This window comes from Massilia terrae, assembly GCF_024753145.1.
In the GTDB taxonomy this organism is placed as follows: Bacteria; Pseudomonadota; Gammaproteobacteria; order Burkholderiales; family Burkholderiaceae_D; genus Telluria; species Telluria terrae.
This window is the reverse complement of sequence record NZ_JANUGU010000001.1, coordinates 684081-708664: the sequence shown is the minus strand read 5'-3', so window position 1 is coordinate 708664 and position 24584 is coordinate 684081. Positions and strand designations below refer to the sequence as shown.

Below are 24584 nucleotides of genomic sequence, written 5' to 3'. Positions count from 1 at the left end.
CCTGAGTTTTCTATATGGATTAAACGTGTACCAGTGTACCTTCGTCCTCGCCCATGATCACGCGCTTGAGCGCACCGGGCTTGACGATGGAAAACACCTTGATCGGCAGCTTCTGGTCGCGGCACAGGGCGAATGCGGTGGCATCCATCACCTGCAGGTTCTTCGAAATCGCCTCGTCGAACGAGATCGATTCATAGCGGGTAGCGTGCGGATCCTTCTTCGGATCGGCAGTATATACGCCATCGACCTTGGTTGCCTTCAAAACAATCTCGGCCGACACTTCGGAGCCGCGCAGGGCGGCCGCGGTGTCGGTGGTGAAGAAGGGGTTGCCGGTGCCGGCGGCGAACACGACGACCTTGCCTTCTTCCAGGTATTGCAGGGCTTTCGGGCGCACATAGGGCTCGACCACCTGCTCGATCGCGATCGCGCTCATCACGCGCGCGGTGATGCCCTGCTGGCGCATGGCGTCGGCCAGTGCCAGGGCGTTCATGACGGTGGCCAGCATGCCCATGTAGTCGGCGGTGGCGCGGTCCATGCCTTGCGCGCCGGGGGCGACGCCGCGGAAGATGTTGCCGCCGCCGATGACCACAGCCAACTGCACTCCCAGGTTCGCCACTTCCGCCACGTCGGCCACCATGCGCTCGATGGTGGCGCGGTTGATGCCGAACGGGTCGTCGCCCATCAGCGCTTCGCCGGACAGTTTAAGGAGGACTCGTTGGTAGGCGGGTTTGGTCATGATGGTGCGGGCTCCTTAAATTGTGATGTTACGAATTCTGGTCTGGCCGCCGGGGCGGCCTCATCTGCTTCAGACGCAGATGGAGGTGTTACCTTTTGCCCGCTCCCCCTGCCCGTCGTCCCGGCGGCCGGGTCCCATGGAACGCGTGCAGTACTGCTGCGGGCCGCATGCCGATCAAGCTCAGCATGGGTCCCGGCCTGCGCCGGGACGACGGTTCCTTTTAAGGTGCACAAGGAGCCGCCCTTAAAAAAACGGGCCTCGCGGCCCGTTTTCCATTTTACTGCTTGGAAGCAGCCATCTGTGCTGCAACTTCTGCCGCAAAGTCATCGACTTTCTTCTCGATGCCCTCGCCGACCACGAACATGACGAACGATTTTACGCTCGCGTTGTTGGCCTTCAGCATTTGCTCGATCGACTGCTTGTCGTTCTTCACGAACGCCTGGTTCAGCAACGACACTTCCTTCAGGTACTTCTGCACCGAACCATCAATACGCTTGGCGACGATCTCGGCCGATTGCGGCTGCTTGCCTTCGGCGACGGCCTTGTCGGCGTCTTCCTTGGCCTTCAGTTCAGCAACCGAACGCTCTTTCTCGATCAGCTCGGCCGGAACTTGTTCCGACGACAGTGCCACCGGCTTCATTGCGGCGATGTGCATGGCCACGTCCTTGCCGACCTGGTCGTCACCCTCGAACTCGACGATCACGCCGATGCGCGCGCCGTGCAGGTAGGAAGCCAGCTTGGCGGTAGTGTCGAAGCGCTTGAAGCGGCGAACCGTCATATTTTCGCCGATTTTACCGATCAGCGCCGTACGCACGTCGTCGAAGGTCTGGCCGCCTTCGACCGGCAGGGCTGCCAGCGCGGCGACGTCGGCCGGGTTCTGCTCGGCGACCAGGCGGGCTGCCTGGTTGGCCATCGCGAGGAAGTCGTCGTTCTTGGCGACGAAGTCGGTTTCGCTGTTGATCTCGACCAGCGCGCCGACCTTGCCGTTGATGTAAGCGGCCACCACGCCTTCAGCGGTGATGCGGGCTGCGGCTTTCGACGCCTTGCCGCCCAGCTTGACGCGCAGGATCTCTTCCGCACGGCCCATATCGCCTTCGGCTTCGGTCAGTGCTTTTTTGCATTCCATCATCGGGGCGTCGGTCTTGGCGCGCAGTTCGCCAACCATCGCTGCAGTAATCGCTGCCATGTTTGTTTCTCCTAAATGTGTATCCAGGGTCCGGGCGCCGGTGTGCCGCCGCCCGCGCTAATTCTGCTTAAAAAAAGGGGAGGCACAGGCCCCCCTTCGGTGTCAGGCAGGCGCGCGGCCTGCCCAACGATTATGCCTGCTCGGAGACTTCGACGAATTCGTCGCCGCCCTTGACAGCTTCCATCACTTCGGTGGTGGCGTTGGCACGGCCTTCCAGGATCGCATCGGCGACGCCGCGTGCGTACAGGGTGATGGCTTTCGACGAGTCGTCGTTACCCGGGATCACGTGGGTCACGCCGGCCGGCGAGTGGTTGGTGTCGACCACGCCGATGACCGGGATGCCCAGCTTGCCGGCTTCGGTGATGGCGCCCTTGTGGTAGCCGACGTCGACCACGAAGATCGCGTCCGGCACGCCGTTCAGGTCCTTGATGCCGCCGATCGACTTCTGCAGCTTGTCCAGCTCGCGGTTGAACATCAGGGCTTCTTTTTTCGACATCTTCTCGACTTCACCGGATTCGATCGCGGCTTCCATGTCCTTCAGGCGCTTGATCGAGGTCTTGATGGTCTTGAAGTTGGTCAGCATGCCGCCCAGCCAGCGCTGGTCGACATACGGCACGCCGGCGCGTTGCGCTTCGGCGGCGATGATGTCGCGGGCCTGGCGCTTGGTGCCCACCAGCAGGATGGTGCCGCGGTTGGCAGCGATCTGCTTGATGGTTTTCATCGCATCCTGGTACATCGCCATGGTTTTTTCCAGGTTGATGATGTGGATCTTGTTGCGATGACCAAAGATGAACGGCGCCATCTTCGGGTTCCAGAAACGGGTCTGGTGGCCGAAGTGAACACCGGCTTCCAGCATTTCGCGCATAGTAACGGACATTGAATTTCTCCAGGGTTAGGTCTCAAATCCGGCCAGTCACCTTTGAAAGGCACCCTTTGTGGGCCGGATTCGCGATTTACTTAAAAAACGGCCATTTTGGCCGCTTGCCGGACACCTGCCCGAGCAACCCGAGATTTTACACCGACAACCGTGGCTTGGGCAAGATGGTCATGCGGGGCATGACACAATCGGTCTTTGCAATAATAACAACGAAGGCGAGCGCCCCGGGCCGGCGCCGGCCGGCGCGAACGCTGCCAATGCAACATCTATTATAATGTGGCGAATTGCCGCACGGCCGCGCACCCTGCCCGGCCGTGCCTCTCCTTTTCCAAGACGAACGATTATGTCCATTTCCATCAAAACCCCGGAAGAAATCGAAGGCATGCGCGTCGCCGGCCGCCTGGCCTCCGAAGTGCTCGATTACATCACCCCCTTCGTCAAGCCGGGCGTGACCACCGGCGAGATCGACCGCCTGTGCCACGAATACATGGTCAATGTGCAAGGAACGGTCCCCGCCCCGCTGAACTACGCGCCGCCGGGCTACACCCCGTATCCGAAGGCGATCTGCACCTCGGTCAACGACGTGATCTGCCACGGCATCCCGGGCGACAAGGTGCTCAAGGCCGGCGACGTGATGAATATCGACGTCACCGTCATCAAGGACGGCTTCCACGGCGACACCAGCCGCATGTTCTTCATCGGCGCGCCGTCGATCCAGGCCAAGCGCCTGTCCGAAGTCACCTACGAGTGCATGTGGCTGGGCATCGCGATGGTCAAGCCGGGCGTGCACCTGGGCGATATCGGCCACGCCATCCAGCAGCACGCCGAGAAGAACGGCTTCTCGGTGGTGCGCGAATTCTGCGGCCACGGCATCGGCCGCGTGTTCCACGAAGAGCCGCAGGTGCTGCACTACGGCCGCGTGGGCACCGGCGAGAAGCTGGAAGCCGGCATGACCTTCACCATCGAACCGATGATCAACGCCGGCCGCCGCGAGATCCGCGAGATGCCGGACGGCTGGACCATCAAGACCAAGGACCGCAGCCTGTCGGCACAGTGGGAGCACACCATCCTCGTCACCGAAACCGGCTTCGAGATCATGACGCAGTCGGCCGGGACCCCGCCGCCGCCGGCGATCGTGCTGCCCAAGGCCGAAGCGGCGGCCTGACATGCCCGCCAGCGCGCAGCTTGACCAGGCGCGGCCCCTGCTCAAGCACCGCCTGAAGGCCGAGCGCCAGCAGCTGATCGCCGACTTCCGCCACGACGGCAAGCCCGAGAAACTGCTGCGCGGCCTGCGCCAGAGCGTCGATTCGGTGCTGGCCGAGGCCTGGCAGGCTTGCGGCCTGCCCGAGGGTTGCGCGCTGGTGGCGGTGGGCGGCTACGGCCGCGGCGAGCTTTTCCCCTATTCCGACGTCGACGTCCTCATTTTGCTGGGCGCCCCGCTGGACGCCGCCACCCAGGCGCGGGTCGAGATGCTGGTGCAGCTGTTCTGGGACCTGGGCCTGGAGATCGGCCACAGCATCCGCACGGTCGACGAGTGCATGACCGAATCGGCGGCCGACATCACGGTGCAAACCAGCCTGCTGGAAGCGCGCCTGGTCACCGGCAGCCACGCCGTGTTCACCCAGCTGCAGCGGCGCTACCGCGAGGCGATGGACCCGCAGGCCTTCTTCCTGGCCAAGACCGCCGAGATGCGGCTGCGCCACGCCAAGTACGAATACACCGCCTTCGCGCTCGAACCGAACTGCAAGGAGAGCCCGGGCGCGCTGCGCGACCTGCAGGTGATCCTGTGGGTGGCCAAGGCCGCCGGGCTGGCCAATTCCTGGAGCCAGTTCGCCACGCGCGGCCTGATCACGCGCGAGGAAGCGCGCCAGCTGATGGAAAAGGAGCGCGCCTTCAAGGACATCCGGGTGCGCCTGCACCTGCACACCGGACGCCGCGAGGATCGCCTGCTGTTCGACGTCCAGACCGCGATCGCCGAGACCTTCGGCCTGGCCAGCTCGGGCGCCGGCTTCGAGGCGCGCCGCGCCAGCGAATTCCTGATGCAGCGCTACTACTGGGCGGCCAAGGTGGTCACCCAGCTGAACACCATCCTGCTGCAGAACATCGAGGCCCAGCTGTTCCCGCAGCCGCTCGAACTCACCCCGATCAACCCGCGCTTCAATGAAGTCAACGGCTTGATCGATATCGCGCGCGACGACCTGTTCGAGACCGAACCGGCCACCCTGCTCGAGATCTTCGTGGCCATGACCGAGCGCCACGACATCAAGGGCATGACCGCGCGCACCACGCGCGCACTGTGGCACGCGCGCCTGCTGATCGACGACGCCTTCCGCGCCAAGCCCGAACACAAGCAGCTGTTCCTGCGCATCCTGCAGGCGCCGCAAGGCCTGGTGCACGCGCTGCGCCGCATGAACGACCTCGGCATCCTGGGCCGCTACCTGCCCAGCTTCCGCCGCATCATCGGCCAGATGCAGCACGACCTGTTCCACGTCTACACGGTGGACCAGCACATCATGATGGTGGTGCGTAACCTGCGCCGCTTCACGATGACCGAGCACGCCCACGAATACCCCTTCTGCAGCCAGCTGATCGCCAACTTCCGCGACCGCTGGCTGCTGTACGTGGCCGCCCTGTTCCACGACATCGCCAAGGGCCGCGGCGGCGACCACTCCGAGCTGGGGCGCGAGGACGCCACCGAATTCTGCACCAGCCACGGGCTGTCGGAAGAAGACACCGAGCTGGTGGTGTTCCTGGTCGGGAACCACCTGACCATGTCGCAGGTGGCTCAGAAGCAGGACCTGTCCGATCCCGACGTGGTGGCCTCGTTCGCGCGCCTGGTTGGCGACGAGCGCCACCTGACCGCGCTCTACCTGCTGACCGTGGCCGACATCCGCGGCACCAGCCCCAAGGTGTGGAACGCGTGGAAGGCCAAGCTGCTGGAAGACCTGTACAAGATGACCCTGCGCGTGCTGGGCGGCGAACCGCACAGCGCCGACCGCGAACTGCGCACCCGCCAGCAGGAAGCGCTGGCCACCCTGCGCCTGTTCGGCCTGCCGGCGGACGCGCACCAGCAGCTGTGGGACCAGCTCGACGTCGCCTACTTCCTGCGCCATGACGCTTCCGACATCGCGTGGCAGACGCGCGCCCTGATCGGCAAGCTGGGCAGCGAGAAGCCGGTCGTCAAGTGCCGCCTGGCGCCGATCGGCGAGGGCCTGCAGGTGACGGTCTACTCGAAGGACCAGCCGGACCTGTTCGCGCGCATCTGCAGCTACTTCGACCGCAAGAACTTCTCCATCCTCGACGCCAAGATCCACACCACCCGCGACGGCTATGCGCTCGACACCTTCCTGGTGACCGAACAGACCTTCGCCGGCAGCTACCGCGACATCATCAGCCTGCTGGAGCACGAGCTGACCGAAGCCCTGAACACGCAGGGCCCGCTGCCGCCGCCGGTGCGGGGCCGGCTGTCGCGCATGTCGCGCACCTTCCCGATCGCGCCGAGCGTGGAGCTGCGGCCGGACGAACGCGGCCAGTTCCACGTGCTGTCGATCGTCGCCAACGACCGCACCGGCCTGCTGTACGCGGTGGCCGGCGTGCTCAATCGCTACCGCATCAACCTGCACACCGCGAAGATCATGACCCTCGGCGAGCGCGTCGAAGACGTGTTCCTGGTCGACGGCGCGGTGTTCAACAATCCGCGCACCCAGGTGCAGTTCGAGACCGAGCTGCTCGACGCGCTCCACATTTAAACCTTCGTTGTACCGATGACTGAACCGCTACGCCTGTCCAAACGCATGTCCGAACTTGGCCTCTGTTCCCGCCGCGAGGCCGACGAATGGATAGCGCGCGGCTGGGTGCGGGTCGACGGCCAGGTGGTGTCGGAGCTGGGCAGCAAGGTGCTGCCCTCGCAGCGCGTCACCGTCGACCGCCAGGCCAGCGCCCAGCAGGCCAGGCGGGTCACGGTCCTGATCCACAAGCCGGTCGGCTACGTCAGCGGCCAGGCCGAGGATGGCTACAAGCCGGCGGTCACGCTGATCCGACCGGAGAATCGCTGGGCTGAAGACAAGTCACCCGAGCAGTTCCACCCAACGCAGCTCAAGAGCCTGGTGCCCGCGGGGCGCCTCGACATCGATTCGGTGGGCCTCTTGGTGCTGACCCAGGACGGCCGCATCGCCAGGAAGCTGATCGGCGAGGACACCGCGGTCGAGAAGGAATACCTGGTGCGGGTGCAGTACACCAAACCCGGCCGCTTGCCCGACGCCGACTTGAAGAAGCTGAACCACGGCCTGTGGATGGACGGAAAGCCGCTGCTGCCGGCCAAGGTGCGCTGGCAGAACGACGACCAGCTCAGCTTCACGCTGCGCGAGGGGAAGAAGCGCCAGATCCGCCGCATGTGCGAGATGGTCGGCCTGAAAGTGATCGGCCTGAAGCGCGTGCGCATCGGCCGTGTCAAGCTGGGCGAGCTGCCGCCGGGCCAGTGGCGCTACCTGGGACCGGACGAGCAGTTCTAATTACTTACATTACCGTCGCCCCCGCGCAGGCGGGGGCCCCATTTGACGTTGCTGGCAATGCGTCGCTCAGGCCAACTGCCAACCGACGATCACCGCGTTGTACACCGCATGCACCAGCATCGGCGCCAGCAGCCCCTTGCAGCGCTCGTAGGCGTAGGCCGTGCACAAGCCAAGCACGAACACCGGCAGCATCGACACCGGCGGATGCACGATCGCGAACAATCCGGCGCTCAGCACCATCGACGGCAGCAGTCCGCCCGAACGGCGCAGGCCGCCGAACACCAGGCCGCGGAAGATGAACTCTTCGAACAAGGGCGCGGCCAGCACCGCCAGCGCGACAAGCCAAGCCGCCTGAATGCCGCTCGCCGCTCTCGCCTGCGCCATTTCCACGAACCACGGCGTGGACTTCAGGAAGTACAGGTAGGCGACGCCGACGCAAGCCGCAGCCAGACCTGCGCCCAATCCCCAAGCCAGGGACTGCAGTGGCTGTCCGGCCAGGATCGCCGGAACGCCGGCGGTCCTGCTGCGCCGGTATGCCAGGCGCACCAGCGCATATACGATCGCACCCGCGCCAACGAAGGACAGGGTCATCGCGAGTCCCGTGTCCACGCGGGCGCGCTTGAGTAGGAAGATACCCAGCACCTGCAGCACGAAGAACAGCATCGCCGCCATCATGCCGTCGGCGGTGGACACGCGCGCCGGCGGAGCGGCGGATGGGTCCAGCAGGTAGGGCAGCGCATCGCGCGACTTCTGCCACAAGGCTTGCGCCAGCCCGGCGGTGAGCACCATCACGACCAGCGCCTGGAACCATTTTTCGGCGTAGATGGCGTAGCCGTACATTGCGGCCAGCATCATGTACAGGTAGACGTAGCTGGGCCGCACCTTGCTGCGCACGTCCTGGGCCAGCGGATCGCAGGCGAACACGCCCAGCGCCACGGCGATGGCCGAGAACAGCGGCAGGCCGGCCAACACGACTGCAAAAGCGCCGATGAGACGCCATTCGAAAGCCGGCGCGGCGGCGAGCCCGAAGGCGAGGATGAGCAGCGGATAGACCAGTGCCAGCACCGCCCACATCTTCGCCTTGTCCTTCAAGACCTCCTCGATCGTGGCCGGGAAGGTGTAAAGCATCCAAAGCGCTTGCCCTTCGTTGTTCAGCGTCTGGAATGCCGACAGCATCAGCATATAGGAGCTGATGCCCCAGGCGGTAAGCGCGAGCGGGACCGGGCCTGCGGCGAAGGCATTCAACTTCCCGTTCAGGACGACCTGGCTGCCGACGATCACGACCGGCATCAGCAGGCTTTGCACGAGGAAGTTGCGGTCGCGCGAGAGCAGGCGCAGTTCGCGCCGTTGCACCGGTGAGCGCGGCAGCAGCCGGCGCCAGAACGCGGACGGCTCCTGCGCCTGACGCGGGATGCGCCGCGCGGCCTCGCGCACGCCCGAGGAGACGACACCATCGCGCAGCTGGCGGCCGAGCACCCAGACCCCGGCGGCGGCGAAGAGCGCCACCTCGGCCAGCAGCGCAGCGATGCTGGCTGCCGCGACGCCCGCACCGCCGGCCGTGATCGCCCGCACCGCGAGTCCCGGCGGCGTCCACATCAGCCACTGCGGCAAGCCGCGCCCCAGCGAGCGGATCAGCGCGGCGCCCGCGGGCATGCCGAAGCTCATCGCCAGGTAGAGGAAAGGCAGCGTGGCGATGCTGCACAGGGCCTGCAGGTTGCGCAGCCTGGACGGCGACAGCGTCATGCGCAAGCCTGTGTCCACCACAGTGCGCAGCACCGCCGTCAGCGGCAGCAGCGCCAGCGTGGCGACGATACCGGCCAGCGGCGCACTCCAGCGCAAACCGTTCAGCCACGCCAGCGCCACTGACGTCGGCAACAGCATGAACCATCCGGACGGATTGGCGATGCTGCGTTCGACGATGCGGCCCGCCAACAGCGTGCCGCGTTTGATCGGCAGCGTCACCAGCCATTCCAGGTCCCAGTCGGCCTGCGCGATCTCTCGGCTGCCCAGCGACATCAGGAAACTGGCGACCAGCAGCAGCGACAGCTGGAAGGCGACCGCGCGCGCCAGCGGCTCGCTGACCCCGTCTTCGGCGATTTCCCATGCGGCGATCGCATCGGCATCCAGGCGTGCGGTATCGGCCGCACACAGACTGCCCGGCGTTACCCCGCAGTGCATGTTCAGCACCGCCTGGTGGGCGACGTGCTCGAACGCGAACAGCATCCAGATAAGCAGCACGACGCCAAGCACGCCGCTGAGGCGCCGCTTCGGCCGGGTCGCGCTGCGGGTGGTGGGCGGCGCTCCTTTGCCGCGGAAGCGGCGCGACAGAACCATGTTGGCCAGGCGCCGCAGGCGCAGGCAGGTCAGCAGCCAGGCCGCGCGCACCGGGCCTGCAGCCATCATTGGGCGTGCTCCCCGGCTTCGTCGGTCAGCTTAAGGAAGACTTCTTCGAGCGAGCCGGTGCTGGCCGCCGCGGATCGCACCTCGTCCATGGTGCCGGTGGCGACCAGGGAACCGCGATGGATGATGCCGACGTGGTCGCACAGCTTCTCGGCCATGTCCAGCAGATGGGTCGAGACGAAGATGGTGGTGCCGCGCGCCGCCTCGGCCAGCAGGCGCTCCTGCACGTCGCGCGAGGAACGCGGATCGAGGCCATTGATCGGCTCATCGAGGATCAGCACCGCCGGCTCGTGGATCAGCGCGCAGGCCAGGCCCAGCTTCTTCTTCATGCCGAGCGAGTAGTTGACCGCGAACTCCTCGGCCGCCTCGTCGAGCGCGAATTCGGCCAGCATGCGCGCGGTCAGTTCGGCCGCCTCGGTCTTCGAATAGCCGTGCATCTCGGCGACGAACCGCAGGATCTCGCGGCCGCGCAGGAAGTCGTAGAAGATCGGGGTATCGGGCAGGTAGCCGACGCGGCGCTTCACCTCGGTGGCCTCGGCATGGCAATCCTTGCCGTCGATGAGGACGCGGCCGGCGCTCGGCACCAGGATCCCCATCATCATGCGGATGGTGGTGGTCTTGCCGGCGCCGTTCGGGCCCAGGAAGCCGAACACCTCGCCCCGGCGCACGGTCAGCGTCAGCGGCTTGACGGCCTCGAAAGTGCCGTAACGTTTTTCCAGCGCTTGGAATTCAATCACTCGACGGTCTCGAAAATGGCGACGGCCTACATTCTAGCCGCCGGGTGATTGCAGAAGCTATCGAAAACTAACCGCGCACGCCGCCGTCGAGCGCCAGCCTGTGTTCCTTGCGCTTCTGCGCCTGTTCGAAGCGGCGCTGCTCGTCGGGCGTGGACGGTTCCAGCTGCGGCACCTCGACCGGGTTGCGCTGGTCATCCACTGCCACCATCGTGAAGAAGCAGCTGTTCACGTGCCGCACCGCCTGGGTGCGGATGTCTTCCGCGACCACCTTGATGCCGACCTCCATCGAGCTGCGCCCCGTGTGGTTGACCGAGGCGAGGAAGGTGACCAGCTCGCCCACGTGGATCGGCTGGCGGAAGGTCACGCGGTCGACGCTCATCGTGACCACGTAACGGCCCGCGTAACGGCTGGCGCAGGCGTAGGCCACCTGGTCGAGCAGCTTGAGGATGGTGCCGCCGTGGACGTTGCCGGCGAAGTTGGCGGTGTCCGGCGTCATCAGGACGGTCATGGACAGCTGGTGGTTGGGCAGGTTCAAGCAAGGCTCCGTATGGGCAGAAGTGTTGGGATGACATTAGCACAGCCCGCGCGAACCTGCTGGCGCCGGCCCGGGGCTGCGGGCGGCGCGCGCTTCGCATAGAATGGCGGGGTCACTCCAACAGGTAGCAGCATGTCGATCCCAACCCCGAACAATCTTGAGTCGCAGACCGCGCGCGCCCTGCAGCTGGCACAGCGCGTGGACGCCATCGAACCCTTCCGCGTCATGGAAATGCTCAAGGCCGCGGCCGCGCTCAGGCACGATGGCGCCGACGTCATCAGCATGAGCGTGGGCGAGCCGGACTTCACCGCGCCGGAGCCGGTGGCCGCCGCCGCGATGGAAGCGATCCGCTCCGGCGTCACGCAATACACCGATTCGCTGGGCGTCGCGCCGCTGCGCGAAGCGATCGCCGCGCACTACGCCAGCGCCTGGGGCCTGAAGGTCGACCCGCGCCGCATCGTGGTCACCGCCGGCGCCTCGGCCGGCCTGCTGCTGGCCTGCGCCGCCCTGGTGGCCGAAGGCGACGAGATCCTGATGCCCGATCCCTGCTACCCCTGCAACCGCCACTTCGTGTCGGCCTTCGGCGGCAAGCCGATACTCATCCCCTCCTCGCCCGATGACCGCTACCAGCTGACCGCGCAGCAGGTCGATGAGCGCTGGAGCGAGCGCACCCGCGGCGTGGTGGTGGCGTCGCCGTCCAACCCGACCGGCACCTCGATGACGGCCGAGCAGCTGCGGGCGATGCTGCAATCGGTGCGCGCGCACGGCGGCTTCGCGGTGGTCGACGAGATCTACCAGGGCCTGTCCTACGACGGCCGCCCCACCAGCGCGCTGGCCTATGGCGACGACGTCATCACCGTGAACAGCTTCTCGAAATACTTCAACATGACCGGTTGGCGCCTGGGCTGGCTGGTGGTGCCGGAAGCGCTGGTGCCGGTGTTCGAAAAGCTGGCGCAGAACCTGTTCATCTGCCCGTCGACCATCGCGCAGCATGCGGCGCTGGCCTGCTTCGATGCCGAGACCATCGCCATCTACGAAGAACGCCGGCTCGAATTCAAGCGCCGCCGCGACTTCATCGTGCCGGCGCTGCGGGAACTGGGCTTTGCCGTGCCGGTGATGCCAGACGGCGCCTTCTACGTGTACGCCGACATCAGCCAGCTACCGCACCACGACGCCAATGACAGCAGCGCCTTCGCGATGTCGGTGCTGCGCCAGGCCCACGTGGCGATCGTGCCCGGCGGGGACTTCGGCTTCGCCGCGCCGGACAAGCACGTGCGCTTTTCCTACGCTACCAAATACGAACGCATCGAGGAGGCCGTCGAGCGCTTGGCACGGCTGTTCAGGCGCTAGGCCGACGGCGCATCGTCCGCGTGCTCCATCACGTGGACCTGGATCTTGTGGACCCGCCAGAACATGTCGTTGATGCGCGAGCCCAGCGTGCGCAGGGCTTCCGCCGGTTCGTCCTTGAAACTGACCAGCACCGCCGGGTGCGAGCCGTCGCCCGGCATGTGCTGGATCGCGTCGTATGGCGGGAAGCCGTACTTGACCAGGAAGTCCCTGATCTCCTCGTCCGTGGCTATGGGGTCGACGTCGGTCATCCAGAGTGCGGCCATGTGCAATCTCCTTTTCGGGGCTAGGCGGAAGGGCTACAATGCTTGTTTTAGCCACAAGCTTACCCCCAGACCGCATGATCCGCTTTTCCCCGTTCCGCCACGTCGCCTGCGCAGCTGCCCTGGCCTTCGCCCCGCCGGCCTTCGCTGCGCCCGCGACCAGCCAGCCGGTGGTGCAAGAGGCGCCGCTGCGCGCCCACCTCGCCTTCCTCGCCGACGACCTGCTGGAAGGCCGCGGCACCGGCCAGCGCGGCGGCGCGATCGCGGTGCGCTATCTGGAGACGCAGGCCGCCGCGATCGGGCTGAAACCGGCCAACGGTAACAGCTACCGGCAAGCGGTGCGCATGGTCGGCGAGAAGACCCTGCCTGGCAGCTCGCTCAGCTTCGACGTCGGCGGCAAGACGCTGGCGCCACAGTTCGGCGCGGACACCGTGTTCGCCAACGCCAACGGCAATACCGAGACCAATGTCGATGCGCCGGTGGTCTTCGTCGGCTACGGCATCCACGCCGAAGACGAGCACTGGAACGATTTCGCCGGTGTCGACGTCAAGGGCAAGCTGCTGGTCGCGATGGTCAACGACCCGCAGCCCACCGGCGCGGAGCCGAACCGCTTCGGCGGCAAGTCGCTGACCTGGTACGGCCGCTGGATCTACAAATTCGAGGAAGCGGTGCGCCAGGGCGCGGCCGGCATCCTGCTGATCCATACCACGCCTTCGGCCTCGTATGCCTGGAGCGTCCCGCAGAACAGTTTCACGCACGAGCAGTTCCACCTGGCCGGCGTCGCCGGCAACGCACTGCAGGGCTGGCTCACCGAAGACATGGCGCGCGCTCTCTTTTCGGCCGCCGGCAAAGACCTCGACGCACTGCGCGCGCAGGCCGAGGTGCGCGGCTTCAAACCGGTCGAACTGGGCGCCACCGTACATGCGCACGTGAAGAGCGCGGTGCGCACAGCCGAGGAATTCAACGTGGCCGGCATCGTGCCGGGGACCGATCCGACACTGCGCGACCAGGCCGTGATCTATTCGGCGCACTGGGACCACCTCGGCATCGACCCCAACAACGTCAAACCCGACCACATCTGGAACGGCGCCATCGACAATGCCTCCGGCGCCGCCGCGCTGTTGGCGATGGCGCAGGCCGCGGTGGCGCATCCGGCGCGCCGCACCCAGGTGTTCCTGTGGCCTTGCGCCGAGGAGCAGGGCCTGATCGGCAGCCAGGGTTATGTCGCCAACCCGCTCTGGCCGCTGGCGAAGACCGCGGCCGACCTGAACCTGGACAGCATGAACTTCGTCGGACCGACGCGCGACATCGGCGTACAAGGCAGCGAACGCAGCTCGCTGCGCGCGAGCGCCGAGCGGGTGGCCGGCTCGATGGGACTGAAGATCGCGCCGCCGGTGCCGGACCTGGGCGGCGCCTACTTCCGTGCCGATCACTTCAGCTTCGCCAAGGCGGGCGTCCCGGCCTTCAACGTTGGGTCGGCGGTGTTCTCGGGCGACGGCAGCTTCGAGTTCGTGCATGACCAGCGCGGCTCGCACGATAAGATGATCGCGTTCACCAAGCGTTATCACCAAGTGACGGATGAATACGATCCGGCCTGGGACCTGTCGGGCATGGTGCAGCAGGCGCAGTTCACGCTGAATCTCGGCTACGCGGTGGCCAATGCGGCGGCGATGCCGGTGTGGCGGCCGAACGATGCGTTTGCGCGGGTCAAACGCTAGCCCCGAACGTCGTTCCCGCGAAAGCGGGAACCCCATTTTGCCGGCACACCGATAACGATTGCTTTTACCACTCCGCTTGGAGAAATGGGGTTCCCGCCTGCGCGGGAACGACGTTCTATCTGAGCCATAGCCGCTTGCTTCTTTTCCCCCGACGAGCAACAATTGTCCGATCAACGATAAGAACGCCGCTTACGGCGTAGGGACAAGGGACGATGAACAAGAAGCTTGGCGCCGCCTTGTGCGCGGCCGGGGTGCTGGTGTTTGCAACGCTGCCGGCGCATGCCGATTCCGGCGCCGAACAGCGCTTCAAATCGATCTACACGGCCGAATGGAAGTGGCGCCAGGAGAAGCACCTCGCGCGCGACGATTCCTCGGGCGCGAGCCGCGAACTGCCGCACGAAGACGCCGCTTCGCAAGCCGCGCGGCTGGCCTACTGGCAGGGCGTGCTGGCACAGCTCAACGCCATCGCGCCTGCCGACCTGCCGCCGCCGGAGCGCATCAACTTCGCCGTCTACCGCGCCCAGATCGCCGCGCTGGCCGAAGCCCTGCGCTTTCACGAATACGAAATGCCGGTCAACGCCGACAGCTCGTTCTACACCAACCTCGCCTACTCGGCGCGCAGCGGCTACAAGAACGCGCAGGAGTACCGCTCCTACCTGCACCAGCTGGGCGAATTCCCGCGCTACTTCGACGAGCAGACCGCGAATATGCGTGCCGGACTGGCGCGCGGGTTCACGCCGCCCAAGGTGACGCTGGCCGGCCGCGACGCTCCGCTTGCCTCGGTGGCCGATGCCGCCACGCCGCAGGACACCATCTTCTACAAGCCGTTCAAGCAGATGCCGGCGTCGATCCCGGCGGCCGAACAGGAGCAGCTGCGCGCCGAAGCCGTGGCCGTCATCCGCGACCAGGTGCAGCCGACCTACAAGCGCATGCTGGCCTTCATGCGGACGGACTACATGCCGCGTGCGCGCACCACGCTGGCGGCCTACGCCCTGCCCGACGGTAAAGCCTACTACCAGTCGAAGATCGTCGAGTTCACCACCACATCGCTCAGCGCCGAGCAGATCCACGAGATCGGCCTGTCCGAGATGGCGAAGATCCGCGCCGAGATGATGGAGACGATCCGCGCATCCGGTTTCAAAGGTGACCTGCCGGCCTTCCTGCAGTTCCTTCGCACCGATCCACAGTTCTACGCCAAAACCCCGCAGGAACTGCTGATGCACGCGGCCTGGGTCGCCAAGAAGTTCGACGCCAAGGCCGGCGACTATTTCGGCTACCTCCCGCGCCGACGCTTCGCCATCGTCCCGGTGCCGGATGACCAGGCGCCCTACTACACCGCCGGCCGCGGCGGCCCCGGCGTCTACCTCGTCAACACCTATAACCTGCCGTCGCGCGCGCTGTACAGCCTTCCCGCGCTGACCCTGCACGAATCGGCGCCGGGCCACGCCTTCCAGATGCCGGTGGCGATGGAGCAGAAAGGCCTGCCCCCATTCCGGCGCGGCTACATCTCGGCCTTCGGCGAAGGTTGGGCGCTGTACGCCGAGCGTCTCGGCAGCGAGATGGGCATCTACGAGAACGCCTACGAGACCTTCGGGATGCTGAGCTACCAGGCCTGGCGCGCGGCGCGGCTGGTGGTCGACACCGGCATCCACGCCAAGGGCTGGACCCGCGCGCAGGCGCAGGCCTACCTGCACGAGAACACCGCGCTGGCCGACCATGAGATCGAGACCGAAGTGGACCGCTACATCTCGTGGCCGGGCCAGGCCCTGTCCTACTACCTGGGCGAGATGGCGATCACCAAGGCGCGCCACAAGGCGGAAGCCGCGCTCGGCCCCAAGTTCGACATCCGCAATTTCCACGACACCGTGCTGCAGCTGGGCTCCGTTCCGTTGCCCGTGCTAGAGGCGCGCATCGACCAGTTCATCGCCGACGGCGGAACCAATCCCTATCAGGAGAAATGACCATGCTTCGCTTGCTCGGCAAGGCGCCCTCGATCAATGTGCGCAAAGTGCTGTGGACCTGCGACGAGCTCGGGCTCGCCGTCGACAACGAACAGTGGGGATCGGGATTCAAATCGACCGACACGCCGGAGTTCCTGGCCCTGAACCCGAACGCGATGGTGCCGGTGCTGGTCGACGGCGACGTCGTGCTGTGGGAGTCGAATGCGATCTGCCGCTATCTCGCCAACCGTTACCATGGCGAAGCGCTGTTGCCGGCCGATCCAGCGCGGCGCGCCATCGTCGAACAGTGGATGGACTGGCAGGCGACGGAGCTGAACAACGCCTGGCGCTATGCTTTCATGGCACTGGTGAAAAACAGCCCGGCGCACCGCGACGCGGTAGCCATCGACGCCAGCATCGCGGGCTGGAACCGGCACATGGCGATCCTGGAGCGCCATCTGGAGCGCAGCGGCGCCTTCGCATGCGGCGACCAGTTCACGCTGGCCGATGTCGTGCTGGGACTGTCGGCCAACCGCTGGCTGATGACGCCGTTCGACCACCCCGCGCTGCCCGCCGTGCAAGCCTATGTCGAGCGACTGTCCGAACGGCCGGCCTTCCTGAAGCATGGCCGCAACGGCCTGCCGTGAAGCGGATCAGCCTTCCGGCGCCGCAGCACGCCGGCTCTGGCAAGGTTCCGAGGCCAGGAGCGCCAGCAGGCTGGCCGGGTCGACCGGCTTGACGCAGTAATCATCGAAGCCGGCGCCAACCGCGCGGCTGCGGTCGTCATCCTGGCAATAGCCCGACAGCGCGACCGCGTACGGCCGCCGCCCCGCCACCGCGTCGCGCAGGCGCGCCACCAGTTGCAGGCCATCGATAACGGGCAGGCCGAGATCGCAGATCAGCACATCGTAATCGCCGGTGCAAGCCGCGGACAATCCGGATTCGCCGTCATAGGCCACGTGCACCTCGTGCCCTTCCAGCGCCAGGAAGCGCTGCAGGGTGTCGCAGGCGTCCACGTTGTCCTCCACCAGCAGCAGGCGCAGGCCGCGCCCGGCCGCGGCGGGCATGCGAATCGGCAGGGCCGCCGGCGCGTCGTCCGATAGCGGCAGCACCACAGTGAAGCGGCTGCCGCGGTCCATCCCATCGCTGGTGGCCGTGACCCGGCCACCATGCATGCCGACCAGATTGCGCACCACATTCAGGCCGACACCGAGGCCACCCTCCGAGCGCGCCAGCGAACGGGGGCCTTGGGTAAACAGCTCGAAGATCTGCGGCAGGAATTCCGGCGTGATGCCATCGCCGTCGTCGTCCACCGTGGCCACGGCGTGGCCGTCGGCGCAGCTGGCGGCGATGCGGATGCTGCCGCCCTCGCGGGTGTATTTCGAGGCATTCACGAGCAGGTTGGTGAAGACCTGCACGAGCCGCACGCGGTCGCCGAGGATCACGGCCGGTTGCTCCGGCATCGCCACCTCCAGGTGCTGGCCGCGCTCGCGTATGGCGGGACCGACGGTCTCTACCACCTGTTCGATGATGTCGGCCAGCGCGACGTTCTGCAGCGCGAGCGTGATCTTGCCATTGCTGATGCGCGCGGCATCCAGCAGGTCGTCCAGCAAGCGCGCCATGTGTTCGACCTGGCGCCCGATCACCTGCGACAGCTTGTGATGCTGCGATGCCACCACCGCCGATTGTCCCAGCAGCGCGGCCGCCATGCCGATCGGGGCGAGCGGGTTGCGCAGCTCGTGCGCCAGCATGGCGAGGAATTCGGTCTGGCGCCGGTGGGCCTCGACCGCGTCGTCGCGACCGGTCTGGGCATTGACCGTGGCCAGCACCAGGTGTTGGTTCGCCTCGCGCAGCTGGGCGACCGTCGCGTCCGTCGCGGCCCGTTCGCGCACCAAGCGGCGCAGCCCTTCCAGCTCCTCCTCCAGCGCGGCGATGCGCAACAGGTGTGGCGCCTCGATGGCCTCGTGTTCAGCAGGGACCCGTTGTGAAAGCTTTGAATCTTTGTCTTTGACGTGTCCCATGCATCATCTCTACTGGTTTGTGCCGCTCTTGTGTGTTCGCCCCGAAAGCAGGCCGTTGTATCGTTCCGTGCTCCCCGCTAGCTCGATGCCCGCGTCCGTGATGCGGTATTCGCGCAGCTCGGTGCTGTGCGCGCTGCCGCGCACCTTCACCACCGACATCACCTTGGACAGCCTGCCTTCGATCTCGGCGTAGCGCAGCGCGATGACGGCATCGGTGAGGAAGGAGATGTCGTCGATCGAGAAGCGCAGCTCGGTGTAGCGGTCCTCCAGCCCGATCGTGACCAGCGCCGTCACGCCGCGCTTGGCCAGCGACGACAGCATGCGGAACACGGCCAGGCGGAACTGCGCCTTCACTTCCGGCGCCAGGTATAGCGAGAACTCCGACAGCGAATCCACCACCACCCGCGTGGCCCCGGTCTCGTCGATCGCGGTCATGACGTCGTCGATCAGTTCCTCGACAGTCAGGTCCAGCAGGCGGCTTTCGATCGAGCGCACATGCCCGGCCTGCACCAGCTCGGCCAGCTCCGCATTGCGAAAGCGCGACGCGCCTTTTTCGAAGGTCACCGCGATGCCCTTCTCGCCGTTGCGCGCACCCTCCTGCAGGAAGCGGGTGGCCATGATGGTCTTCCCGGTCCCGGTCGGGCCCACCACCAGCAGCGTATGCCCCTGCGGCAGGCCACCATCCAGCATGCTGTCCAGTCCAGGCACGCCCATCGCGATGCGGCGCGCGTCGCGGTCGATGGTGCCGCCCGGGCGGCGGTCGTCGGCCAGCGCCGGCAGCAGGCGCGGATAGACGCGCAGGCCGTCGCCGGTGATGCGGAAGGGGTGCGATCCGGCCATATGGGCCTGGCCGCGCATCTTGACCACGCGGATCTTGCGCACCACCGAGTTCATTTCCTCGCTCTGGCTCAGCGCGATCATGCCATCGGCCACCGTCATGATCGGGTTGGCCTCGGCGTCGACCTGCGTGTATTCGCCGATCAGGAAGGTGGTCGCCTGCCAGCTCGTCATGCGCGTGCCGAGTTCCTGCACGAAGGCCTGCAGGTCGGCCACGCCCTCGATGCCGCTCTTTGCGGTCTGGACCACCGAACGGAAGGAATCGACAAACACCAGCGACGGCGAGAACGACTCGACCTCGGTCATGATCCGCTCCATCAGTCCGGAGAAGTCGCCGGCGCGCAGGTCCTCGGCCAGGTTCACATAGCGGATGTCCGTGCCGACCTTGTCGAGGTCAAAGAAACCGTACTGCTGCTGGTAGCGCAGCATCTTCAGCGGCGGCTCACCCAGCACGGTGAAGAACAGCGCGCGGCAATCGGGCTGCGCCAGCGCGAACATGATCTGGTGCGCCAGCGTGGTCTTCCCGGAGCCCGGGGCGCCCGCGATCAGGTTGAACGAGAACTCGGTCAAGCCGCCGCCCAGCAGGACGTCCAGGCCTGGCACGCCGGTGCCCAGTTTTCGCAAGCTTACTTTGTCGGTCATTCCTTGTGCTCCGGTGCGTTCTTCTGTTCGCCGTCGCCGCGGGCGGCCGCATGCAACAGGCGATTCGTCAGCGCCTCGCCTATCAAGCCGGCGAGCAACCTGGTGAAAGTGTCGAGTAAGGCGGCATTCCCGTCATGGGCCGTGTCCGCGCTTTGCCTGCCGTAGCAGTCACCCAGGTTTTCTATCAGGGCATCGATCGTTTTGGCCGAGCTGCTTGTCGAAAGCCAGCCGAATCGCGGCGCGACCAGCCGGCGCGCCCTGCCGAGCAAGGCGCAAAATCCGCTCTCCCCAATGAGCGGGCTGAGATGGGCGGCCACGCGCCGCCACGGCTGGAGCAAGCCTTCCCTGCCGTTTTCCGTGCGCTGCACACCGCTCATCATCTCGACGAGCAGTTGCTGTCTGTTTGCGTCGTTTTTTTCCATGCACCGCAAAGATGAGTGGGACGCCGCGCGTAGGTGGCGCCGCATAAACAAACGATTATAGATCGTTTGCATCATCGGCATGGGAATAAATTAACAATTGTGCGCGGTCCCGCGTGCGCCGCAGCGCGGACCGGCGGGCCTCAGTCGAACAGCTTGAATTTCAGCTGGACCGAAATGCCCCCGTAAAGGCGGTCCTTGTAGCTCGGGACGAAGCCGATATTGACGCCGACGCGCTGGTATTCGACGGTGGCGGTCGGGATCGCGGCCGGGAACCAGCCGCCCTCGCGCATGTGCGGGTAGCCGTTGAATGCGGCCAGCGCCGCGCCCAGGCGCACCGGGCCAATGGCGTAGGGCTGCCAGATTACGCCGGCGTAGTCGCACCACTCGCGGTCGCTGTTGAAGAAGCGCCCGGCGGCGGCCGACAGCGCGCCATTGAAGCGATATTCGGCGCCAAGACCGCGATTGGCGCCGTTGAGGTCTTTGTCGCGGTTGAAGTGCGCAGTCAGGAAGCCGCTGTCGACCCATAGTTCGCTCTTTGGCGAGGTATCGATTTTGGTGAACAGTCCGTCATCAGCCTGCGCCAGCGGCGCAAGCAGCAGCAGCGCTGCAGCCAGCACAGCCTTCAATCATCGCCTCCGGAGACCAGGTCCGGGAACATCACCTCGGTAAAGCCGAAGCGCGAGAAGTCCTTGATCCGCATCGGGTACAGCACGCCGAGCAGGTGGTCGACCTCGTGCTGGACCACGCGCGCATGGAAGCCGTCCACGTCGCGGCTGATCGGCTGGCCCAGCTGGTCGAAGCCTTCGTAGTGCAGCTGGGTGTAGCGCGGCACGCTGCCGCGCAGGCCCGGCACCGACAGGCAGCCTTCGAAGCCCTCTTCCATCTCATCCGACAAATGCTGCAGGCGCGGATTGATCAATACCGTTTCCGGCACCGCCGGCGCGCCCGGGTAGCGCGCGTTGTGCTTGAAGCCGAAGATCACGAGCTGCAGGTTGACGCCGATCTGCGGCGCGGCCAGGCCGGCGCCGTTGGCGGCATGCATGGTGTCGAACATATCGGCGATCAGCGCCTGCAGCTCGGGCGTGTCGAACGCCAGCACCGGTTCGGCCACGCGCAGGAGGCGCGGGTCGCCCATCTTCAGGATTTCACGCACAGCCATAGTCAGCCTTGTCCGTTCTGCAGTTCGGCGAGGAAGGCGCGGAAGCCTTCGGCGGTTTCCGGATGCTTCAGGCCCATAGCGGTGGTCGCCTTCAGGTATCCGAGCTTGGAGCCGCAATCATAACGCTGGCCGGCGTAGCGGTAGGCCAGCACGCGTTCGTGCGCCATCAGCGCGGCGATGCCGTCGGTGAGCTGGATCTCGCCGCCGGTGCCGGTGCCGAGGTTCTCCAGGTGGTCGAAGATGGCGCCCGACAGCACGTAGCGGCCGACCACCGCCAGCGTCGACGGCGCCACGTCCGGCTGCGGCTTCTCGACGATGCCGTGCACCAGTTCCAGGTTCGGCTGGTAGCCTGAAGCGCTGACGATGCCGTACTGGCGCGTATGCTCGCGCGGCACGTCCTGCACCGCCAGCACGCTGCACTTTTCGCGTTCGTACAGCCCGGTCATCTGGGCCAGCACCGGCGCCGTGCCCGGCTCGGTGTCCATGAAGTCGTCGGCCAGCAGCACGGCGAAGGGCTCGTTGCCGACCACCGGGCGCGCGCACAGCACCGCGTGGCCGAGGCCCAGCGGCGCCGACTGGCGGATGTAGATGCAGGTGATGTTCTTCGGGATCACGTTGCGCACCAGTTCCAGCAAGGCCTGCTTGTTGTGCGCCTCGAGTTCGGATTCGAGTTCGTAGGCCTTGTCGAAATGGTCCTCGATGGCGCGCTTGTTGCGGCCGGTGATGAAGATCATCTCGGTGATGCCGGCGGCGACCGCCTCCTCGACCGCGTACTGGATCAGCGGCTTGTCGACGATCGGCAGCATCTCCTTCGGCTGTGCCTTGGTCGCGGGCAGGAAGCGGCTGCCCAGGCCGGCGACCGGGAATACGGCCTTCTTAATTGTCGTCATTCGATCTAATCCTTGTTTCCATTTGCTGCCGCCAGCAGCGCCATCAGGCCGTCTTCGTCGAGCACGGTGACGCCCAGCTGCTCGGCCTTGGCCAGCTTGCTGCCGGCTTCCGCGCCAGCGACCACGTAGCTGGTCTTCTTCGACACCGAGCCGGAGACCTTGCCGCCGGCCGCTTCGATCAGCGCGCCGGCTTCGTCGCGCGACATGGTGGGCAGCGTCCCGGTCAGCACGAAGGTCTTGCCGGACAGCGCTCCTTCCTCGGCCGCGGCCTGCTCCGGCAGCTGCGCCAGCAGTTCGCGCCGCAGCTCGGCCAGCGCCAGCACCGTCTCGCGGTGGCCGGGAACGGCCATCCAGCTCTCCAGCGATTCGGCCACCGTGTCCGGCAGGCCGAACACGCTGAAGATCTTCAGGTGCGCCAGGTCGTCCAGCGTACGGCCATCCTGCAGCAGCTGGCGCGCGCGTGGCTCGGTCAGCTTCGGAATGTCGAGCGCAGCCAGCATCAGCACCTCGTCCAGCTTGTCGCGCAGCTGGGCCTTGGGCGCGTGCTCGCCCTGCGGGCTCACGCCGGCGTCGAGCAGCGCATCGAGCGCCTGCTGGTTGCGCGGCTCCGAGAAAAAGTCGGCGATGGCGTCGGCCACGGTGCCACCGATATCCGGCAGGAGCCGCAGCAGCGCGGCCGGGGCGCGCCGCACCAGCGCAAGACTGCCCAGCCAGTCGGCCAGGGTCTTGGCGGTCGATTCGCCCACGTGTCGGATGCCGAGCGCGAACAGCAGGCGCTCCAGCGGCGGCCGGGTGCTGGCGGCAATCGCTTCCAGCAGGTTGTCGGCCCACTTGGTCGCGATCTTGCCCTGCTTGACCGTCTCCGGCGTGGTGCCGTCGCGTTCATCGGCGGCGCGCTTCATGGCCAGCAGGTCGTCCAGCGCCAGGCGGTACAGGTCGGCCACGCCGTGGATCAGGTTGCACTCGACCAGGCTGTCGATGTAGCGGTCGCCCAGGCCTTCGATGTCCATCATGCGGCGGCCGGCGAAGTGGCGGATCGCCTCCTTGCGCTGGGCCGCGCAGGTCAGGCCGCCGGAGCAGCGCGCCACCGCCTCGCCCGCTTCGCGCACGACGTGGGCGCCGCAGACCGGGCAGTTCTTCGGCAGGTGATACACGGCGGGCGCCGGATCCGGGCGCCGTTCCAGCACCACCGACAGAACTTCCGGGATCACGTCGCCGGCGCGGCGCACGATGACCGTGTCGCCGACGCGCACGTCCTTGCGCAGCACTTCGTCTTCGTTGTGCAAGGTGGCGTTGGTGACGGTCACGCCGCCCACCGACACCGGCACCAGCCGCGCCACCGGCGTGATCGCGCCGGTGCGGCCGACCTGCACGTCGATCGCCTGCACCACGGTCAGCGCCTCTTCGGCCGGGAATTTATGGGCCAAGGCGAAGCGCGGCGCGCGCGACACGAAGCCGAGCCGCGCCTGGTCCTGCAGGCGGTTGACCTTGTACACCACGCCGTCGATATCGTAGGGCAGCGTCGGGCGGCGCTGGCCGATGTCGCGGTAATAGCCGAGCAGGCCGTCCGCGTTCTTCACCACCGCGCGCTCGTTCGACACCGGCAGGCCAAGCTCCACGTACCAGTCGAGCAGGCCCGAATGCGAGGCCGGCATGTCCGCGCCTTCCAGCACCCCGATGCCGTAGGCGAAGAAGCGCAGGCTGCGCTGGGCCGTGATGCGCGAGTCGAGCTGGCGCAGGCTTCCCGCCGCGGCGTTGCGCGGATTGGCGAATTCCTTGTGGCCCTGGTCGCGCTGGCGCTGGTTCAGCTTCGCGAAATCGGATTTGAACATCAATACTTCGCCGCGCACTTCCAGCACGCGCGGCAGGTTCTCGCCCGCCAGGCGCAGCGGCACCACCTTCACCGTGCGGATGTTGGCGGTGACGTCCTCGCCGGTGCTGCCGTCGCCGCGCGTGGCGGCCTGCACGAACACCCCGTCCTCGTAGCGCAGGCTGATCGCCAGGCCGTCGAACTTGAGTTCGGCCGCGTACTCGACCTGCAGCGTGTCCAGGCCGTCGCGCACGCGGCGGTCGAAGTTCTCGACATCTTCATCGGTAAAGCCGTTGTTCAGCGACAGCATCGGCACCGCGTGGGTGACCTGCTTGAACTCCGGGATCGGCGCCGCGCCCACGCGCGCGGTCGGCGAATCGACGCTGGCCGCTTCAGGGTGCGCCGCTTCGAGCTGCTGCAGCTCGACGAACAGCTTGTCGTACTCGGCGTCCGGGATGGTGGGCGCGTCGAGCACATGGTAGGCGTAGATGTGGCGGTTCAGTTCCTTGACCAGCCACGCCATGCGCGACTTGTAATCCTCATTCGTCACGAC

Annotated in this window: 21 protein-coding genes; 7 read left to right on the top strand and 14 right to left on the bottom strand. The window is 66.3% G+C overall.

All coding sequences use genetic code 11. From position 1 onward, the window contains the following. Positions 1-19 precede the first annotated feature (19 nt). From pyrH to rpsB, 3 genes are all read right to left on the bottom strand, one after another. Positions 20-736 (bottom strand): UMP kinase, encoded by a 717-nt coding sequence (gene pyrH / locus NX778_RS03250; RefSeq protein WP_258810235.1) that lies wholly within the window; start codon positions 734-736, stop codon positions 20-22. Between the two features lie 277 nt (positions 737-1013). Next, positions 1014-1922 carry a translation elongation factor Ts gene (gene tsf / locus NX778_RS03245; RefSeq protein ID WP_258810234.1) on the bottom strand — a complete coding sequence of 303 codons (909 nt, stop codon included), beginning with the start codon at positions 1920-1922 and terminating at the stop codon, positions 1014-1016. 130 nt (positions 1923-2052) lie between these two features. Continuing rightward, entirely contained in the window at positions 2053-2799 is a 747-nt protein-coding gene (rpsB, locus tag NX778_RS03240) for a 30S ribosomal protein S2 (RefSeq protein ID WP_258810233.1), read from the bottom strand. A gap of 340 nt (positions 2800-3139) precedes the next feature. Here rpsB and map point away from each other — a divergent pair, with 340 nt between their 5' ends. Genes map through NX778_RS03225 form a run of 3 tightly spaced genes read left to right on the top strand, consistent with a single transcriptional unit; the run spans position 3140 to position 7310 of the window. Further along, positions 3140-3964, top strand: coding sequence for a type I methionyl aminopeptidase (gene map / locus NX778_RS03235; protein ID WP_258811032.1), 825 nt, complete (start codon positions 3140-3142; stop codon positions 3962-3964). A 1-nt stretch (position 3965) separates the two neighbouring features. After that, positions 3966-6548: a [protein-PII] uridylyltransferase gene (locus NX778_RS03230; RefSeq protein ID WP_258810232.1), complete on the top strand. Its 2583-nt coding sequence runs from the start codon at positions 3966-3968 to the stop codon at positions 6546-6548. Between the two features lie 15 nt (positions 6549-6563). After that, positions 6564-7310, top strand: coding sequence for a pseudouridine synthase (locus NX778_RS03225; RefSeq protein ID WP_258810231.1), 747 nt, complete (start codon positions 6564-6566; stop codon positions 7308-7310). A gap of 66 nt (positions 7311-7376) precedes the next feature. On the opposite strand, the gene NX778_RS03220 is transcribed toward NX778_RS03225, so the two are convergent. From NX778_RS03220 to NX778_RS03210, 3 genes are all read right to left on the bottom strand, one after another. After that, a complete protein-coding gene (locus NX778_RS03220; protein WP_258810230.1) occupies positions 7377-9713 on the bottom strand; it encodes a type II CAAX endopeptidase family protein in 2337 nt (778 codons plus the stop codon). Then, on the bottom strand, positions 9710-10447 hold the full coding sequence (locus NX778_RS03215) for an ABC transporter ATP-binding protein (protein ID WP_258810229.1): 738 nt from the start codon (positions 10445-10447) through the stop codon (positions 9710-9712). The genes NX778_RS03220 and NX778_RS03215 overlap by 4 nt, the downstream gene beginning before the upstream one ends. Positions 10448-10514: 67 nt before the next feature. Beyond that, the gene (locus NX778_RS03210; protein WP_258810228.1) at positions 10515-10982 is read right to left on the bottom strand and encodes an acyl-CoA thioesterase; all 468 of its coding nucleotides are present in this window, start codon (positions 10980-10982) and stop codon (positions 10515-10517) included. Between the two features lie 132 nt (positions 10983-11114). Between NX778_RS03210 and NX778_RS03205 the strand changes: the two genes are divergently transcribed. Beyond that, positions 11115-12332 (top strand): pyridoxal phosphate-dependent aminotransferase, encoded by a 1218-nt coding sequence (locus tag NX778_RS03205; protein WP_258810227.1) that lies wholly within the window; start codon positions 11115-11117, stop codon positions 12330-12332. Here NX778_RS03205 and NX778_RS03200 read toward each other — a convergent pair. Next, positions 12329-12595 carry an RNA-binding protein gene (locus NX778_RS03200; protein ID WP_258810226.1) on the bottom strand — a complete coding sequence of 89 codons (267 nt, stop codon included), beginning with the start codon at positions 12593-12595 and terminating at the stop codon, positions 12329-12331. The genes NX778_RS03205 and NX778_RS03200 overlap by 4 nt on opposite strands. Before the next feature lie 74 nt (positions 12596-12669). On the opposite strand from NX778_RS03200, the gene NX778_RS03195 reads away from it, so the two are divergent. The 3 genes from NX778_RS03195 to NX778_RS03185 all read left to right on the top strand — a co-directional run bounded on the left by NX778_RS03195 (position 12670) and on the right by NX778_RS03185 (position 16897). Beyond that, the gene (locus NX778_RS03195; protein ID WP_258810225.1) at positions 12670-14310 is read left to right on the top strand and encodes a M28 family peptidase; all 1641 of its coding nucleotides are present in this window, start codon (positions 12670-12672) and stop codon (positions 14308-14310) included. Between the two features lie 212 nt (positions 14311-14522). Next, positions 14523-16271 carry a DUF885 domain-containing protein gene (locus NX778_RS03190; protein WP_258810224.1) on the top strand — a complete coding sequence of 583 codons (1749 nt, stop codon included), beginning with the start codon at positions 14523-14525 and terminating at the stop codon, positions 16269-16271. A gap of 2 nt (positions 16272-16273) precedes the next feature. Continuing rightward, a complete protein-coding gene (locus NX778_RS03185; protein ID WP_258810223.1) occupies positions 16274-16897 on the top strand; it encodes a glutathione S-transferase family protein in 624 nt (207 codons plus the stop codon). 6 nt (positions 16898-16903) lie between these two features. Here NX778_RS03185 and NX778_RS03180 read toward each other — a convergent pair whose 3' ends face one another. From NX778_RS03180 to ligA, 7 genes are all read right to left on the bottom strand, one after another. Beyond that, positions 16904-18271, bottom strand: a complete 1368-nt coding sequence (locus tag NX778_RS03180; RefSeq protein ID WP_258810222.1) for a hybrid sensor histidine kinase/response regulator — start codon at positions 18269-18271, stop codon at positions 16904-16906. A 9-nt stretch (positions 18272-18280) separates the two neighbouring features. Continuing rightward, positions 18281-19750 carry an ATPase domain-containing protein gene (locus NX778_RS03175; RefSeq protein ID WP_258810221.1) on the bottom strand — a complete coding sequence of 490 codons (1470 nt, stop codon included), beginning with the start codon at positions 19748-19750 and terminating at the stop codon, positions 18281-18283. Further along, positions 19747-20172, bottom strand: a complete 426-nt coding sequence (locus NX778_RS03170) for a hypothetical protein (protein WP_258810220.1) — start codon at positions 20170-20172, stop codon at positions 19747-19749. The genes NX778_RS03175 and NX778_RS03170 overlap by 4 nt, the downstream gene beginning before the upstream one ends. Positions 20173-20312: 140 nt before the next feature. Beyond that, the gene (locus NX778_RS03165) at positions 20313-20789 is read right to left on the bottom strand and encodes a hypothetical protein (protein WP_258811031.1); all 477 of its coding nucleotides are present in this window, start codon (positions 20787-20789) and stop codon (positions 20313-20315) included. Between the two features lie 5 nt (positions 20790-20794). Beyond that, on the bottom strand, positions 20795-21331 hold the full coding sequence (def, locus tag NX778_RS03160) for a peptide deformylase (protein WP_258810219.1): 537 nt from the start codon (positions 21329-21331) through the stop codon (positions 20795-20797). A 2-nt stretch (positions 21332-21333) separates the two neighbouring features. Then, positions 21334-22221, bottom strand: a complete 888-nt coding sequence (gene galU, locus NX778_RS03155) for a UTP--glucose-1-phosphate uridylyltransferase GalU (RefSeq protein WP_258810218.1) — start codon at positions 22219-22221, stop codon at positions 21334-21336. A 5-nt stretch (positions 22222-22226) separates the two neighbouring features. After that, positions 22227-24581, bottom strand: a complete 2355-nt coding sequence (gene ligA, locus NX778_RS03150; RefSeq protein WP_502572584.1) for an NAD-dependent DNA ligase LigA — start codon at positions 24579-24581, stop codon at positions 22227-22229. Positions 24582-24584: the final 3 nt, after the last annotated feature.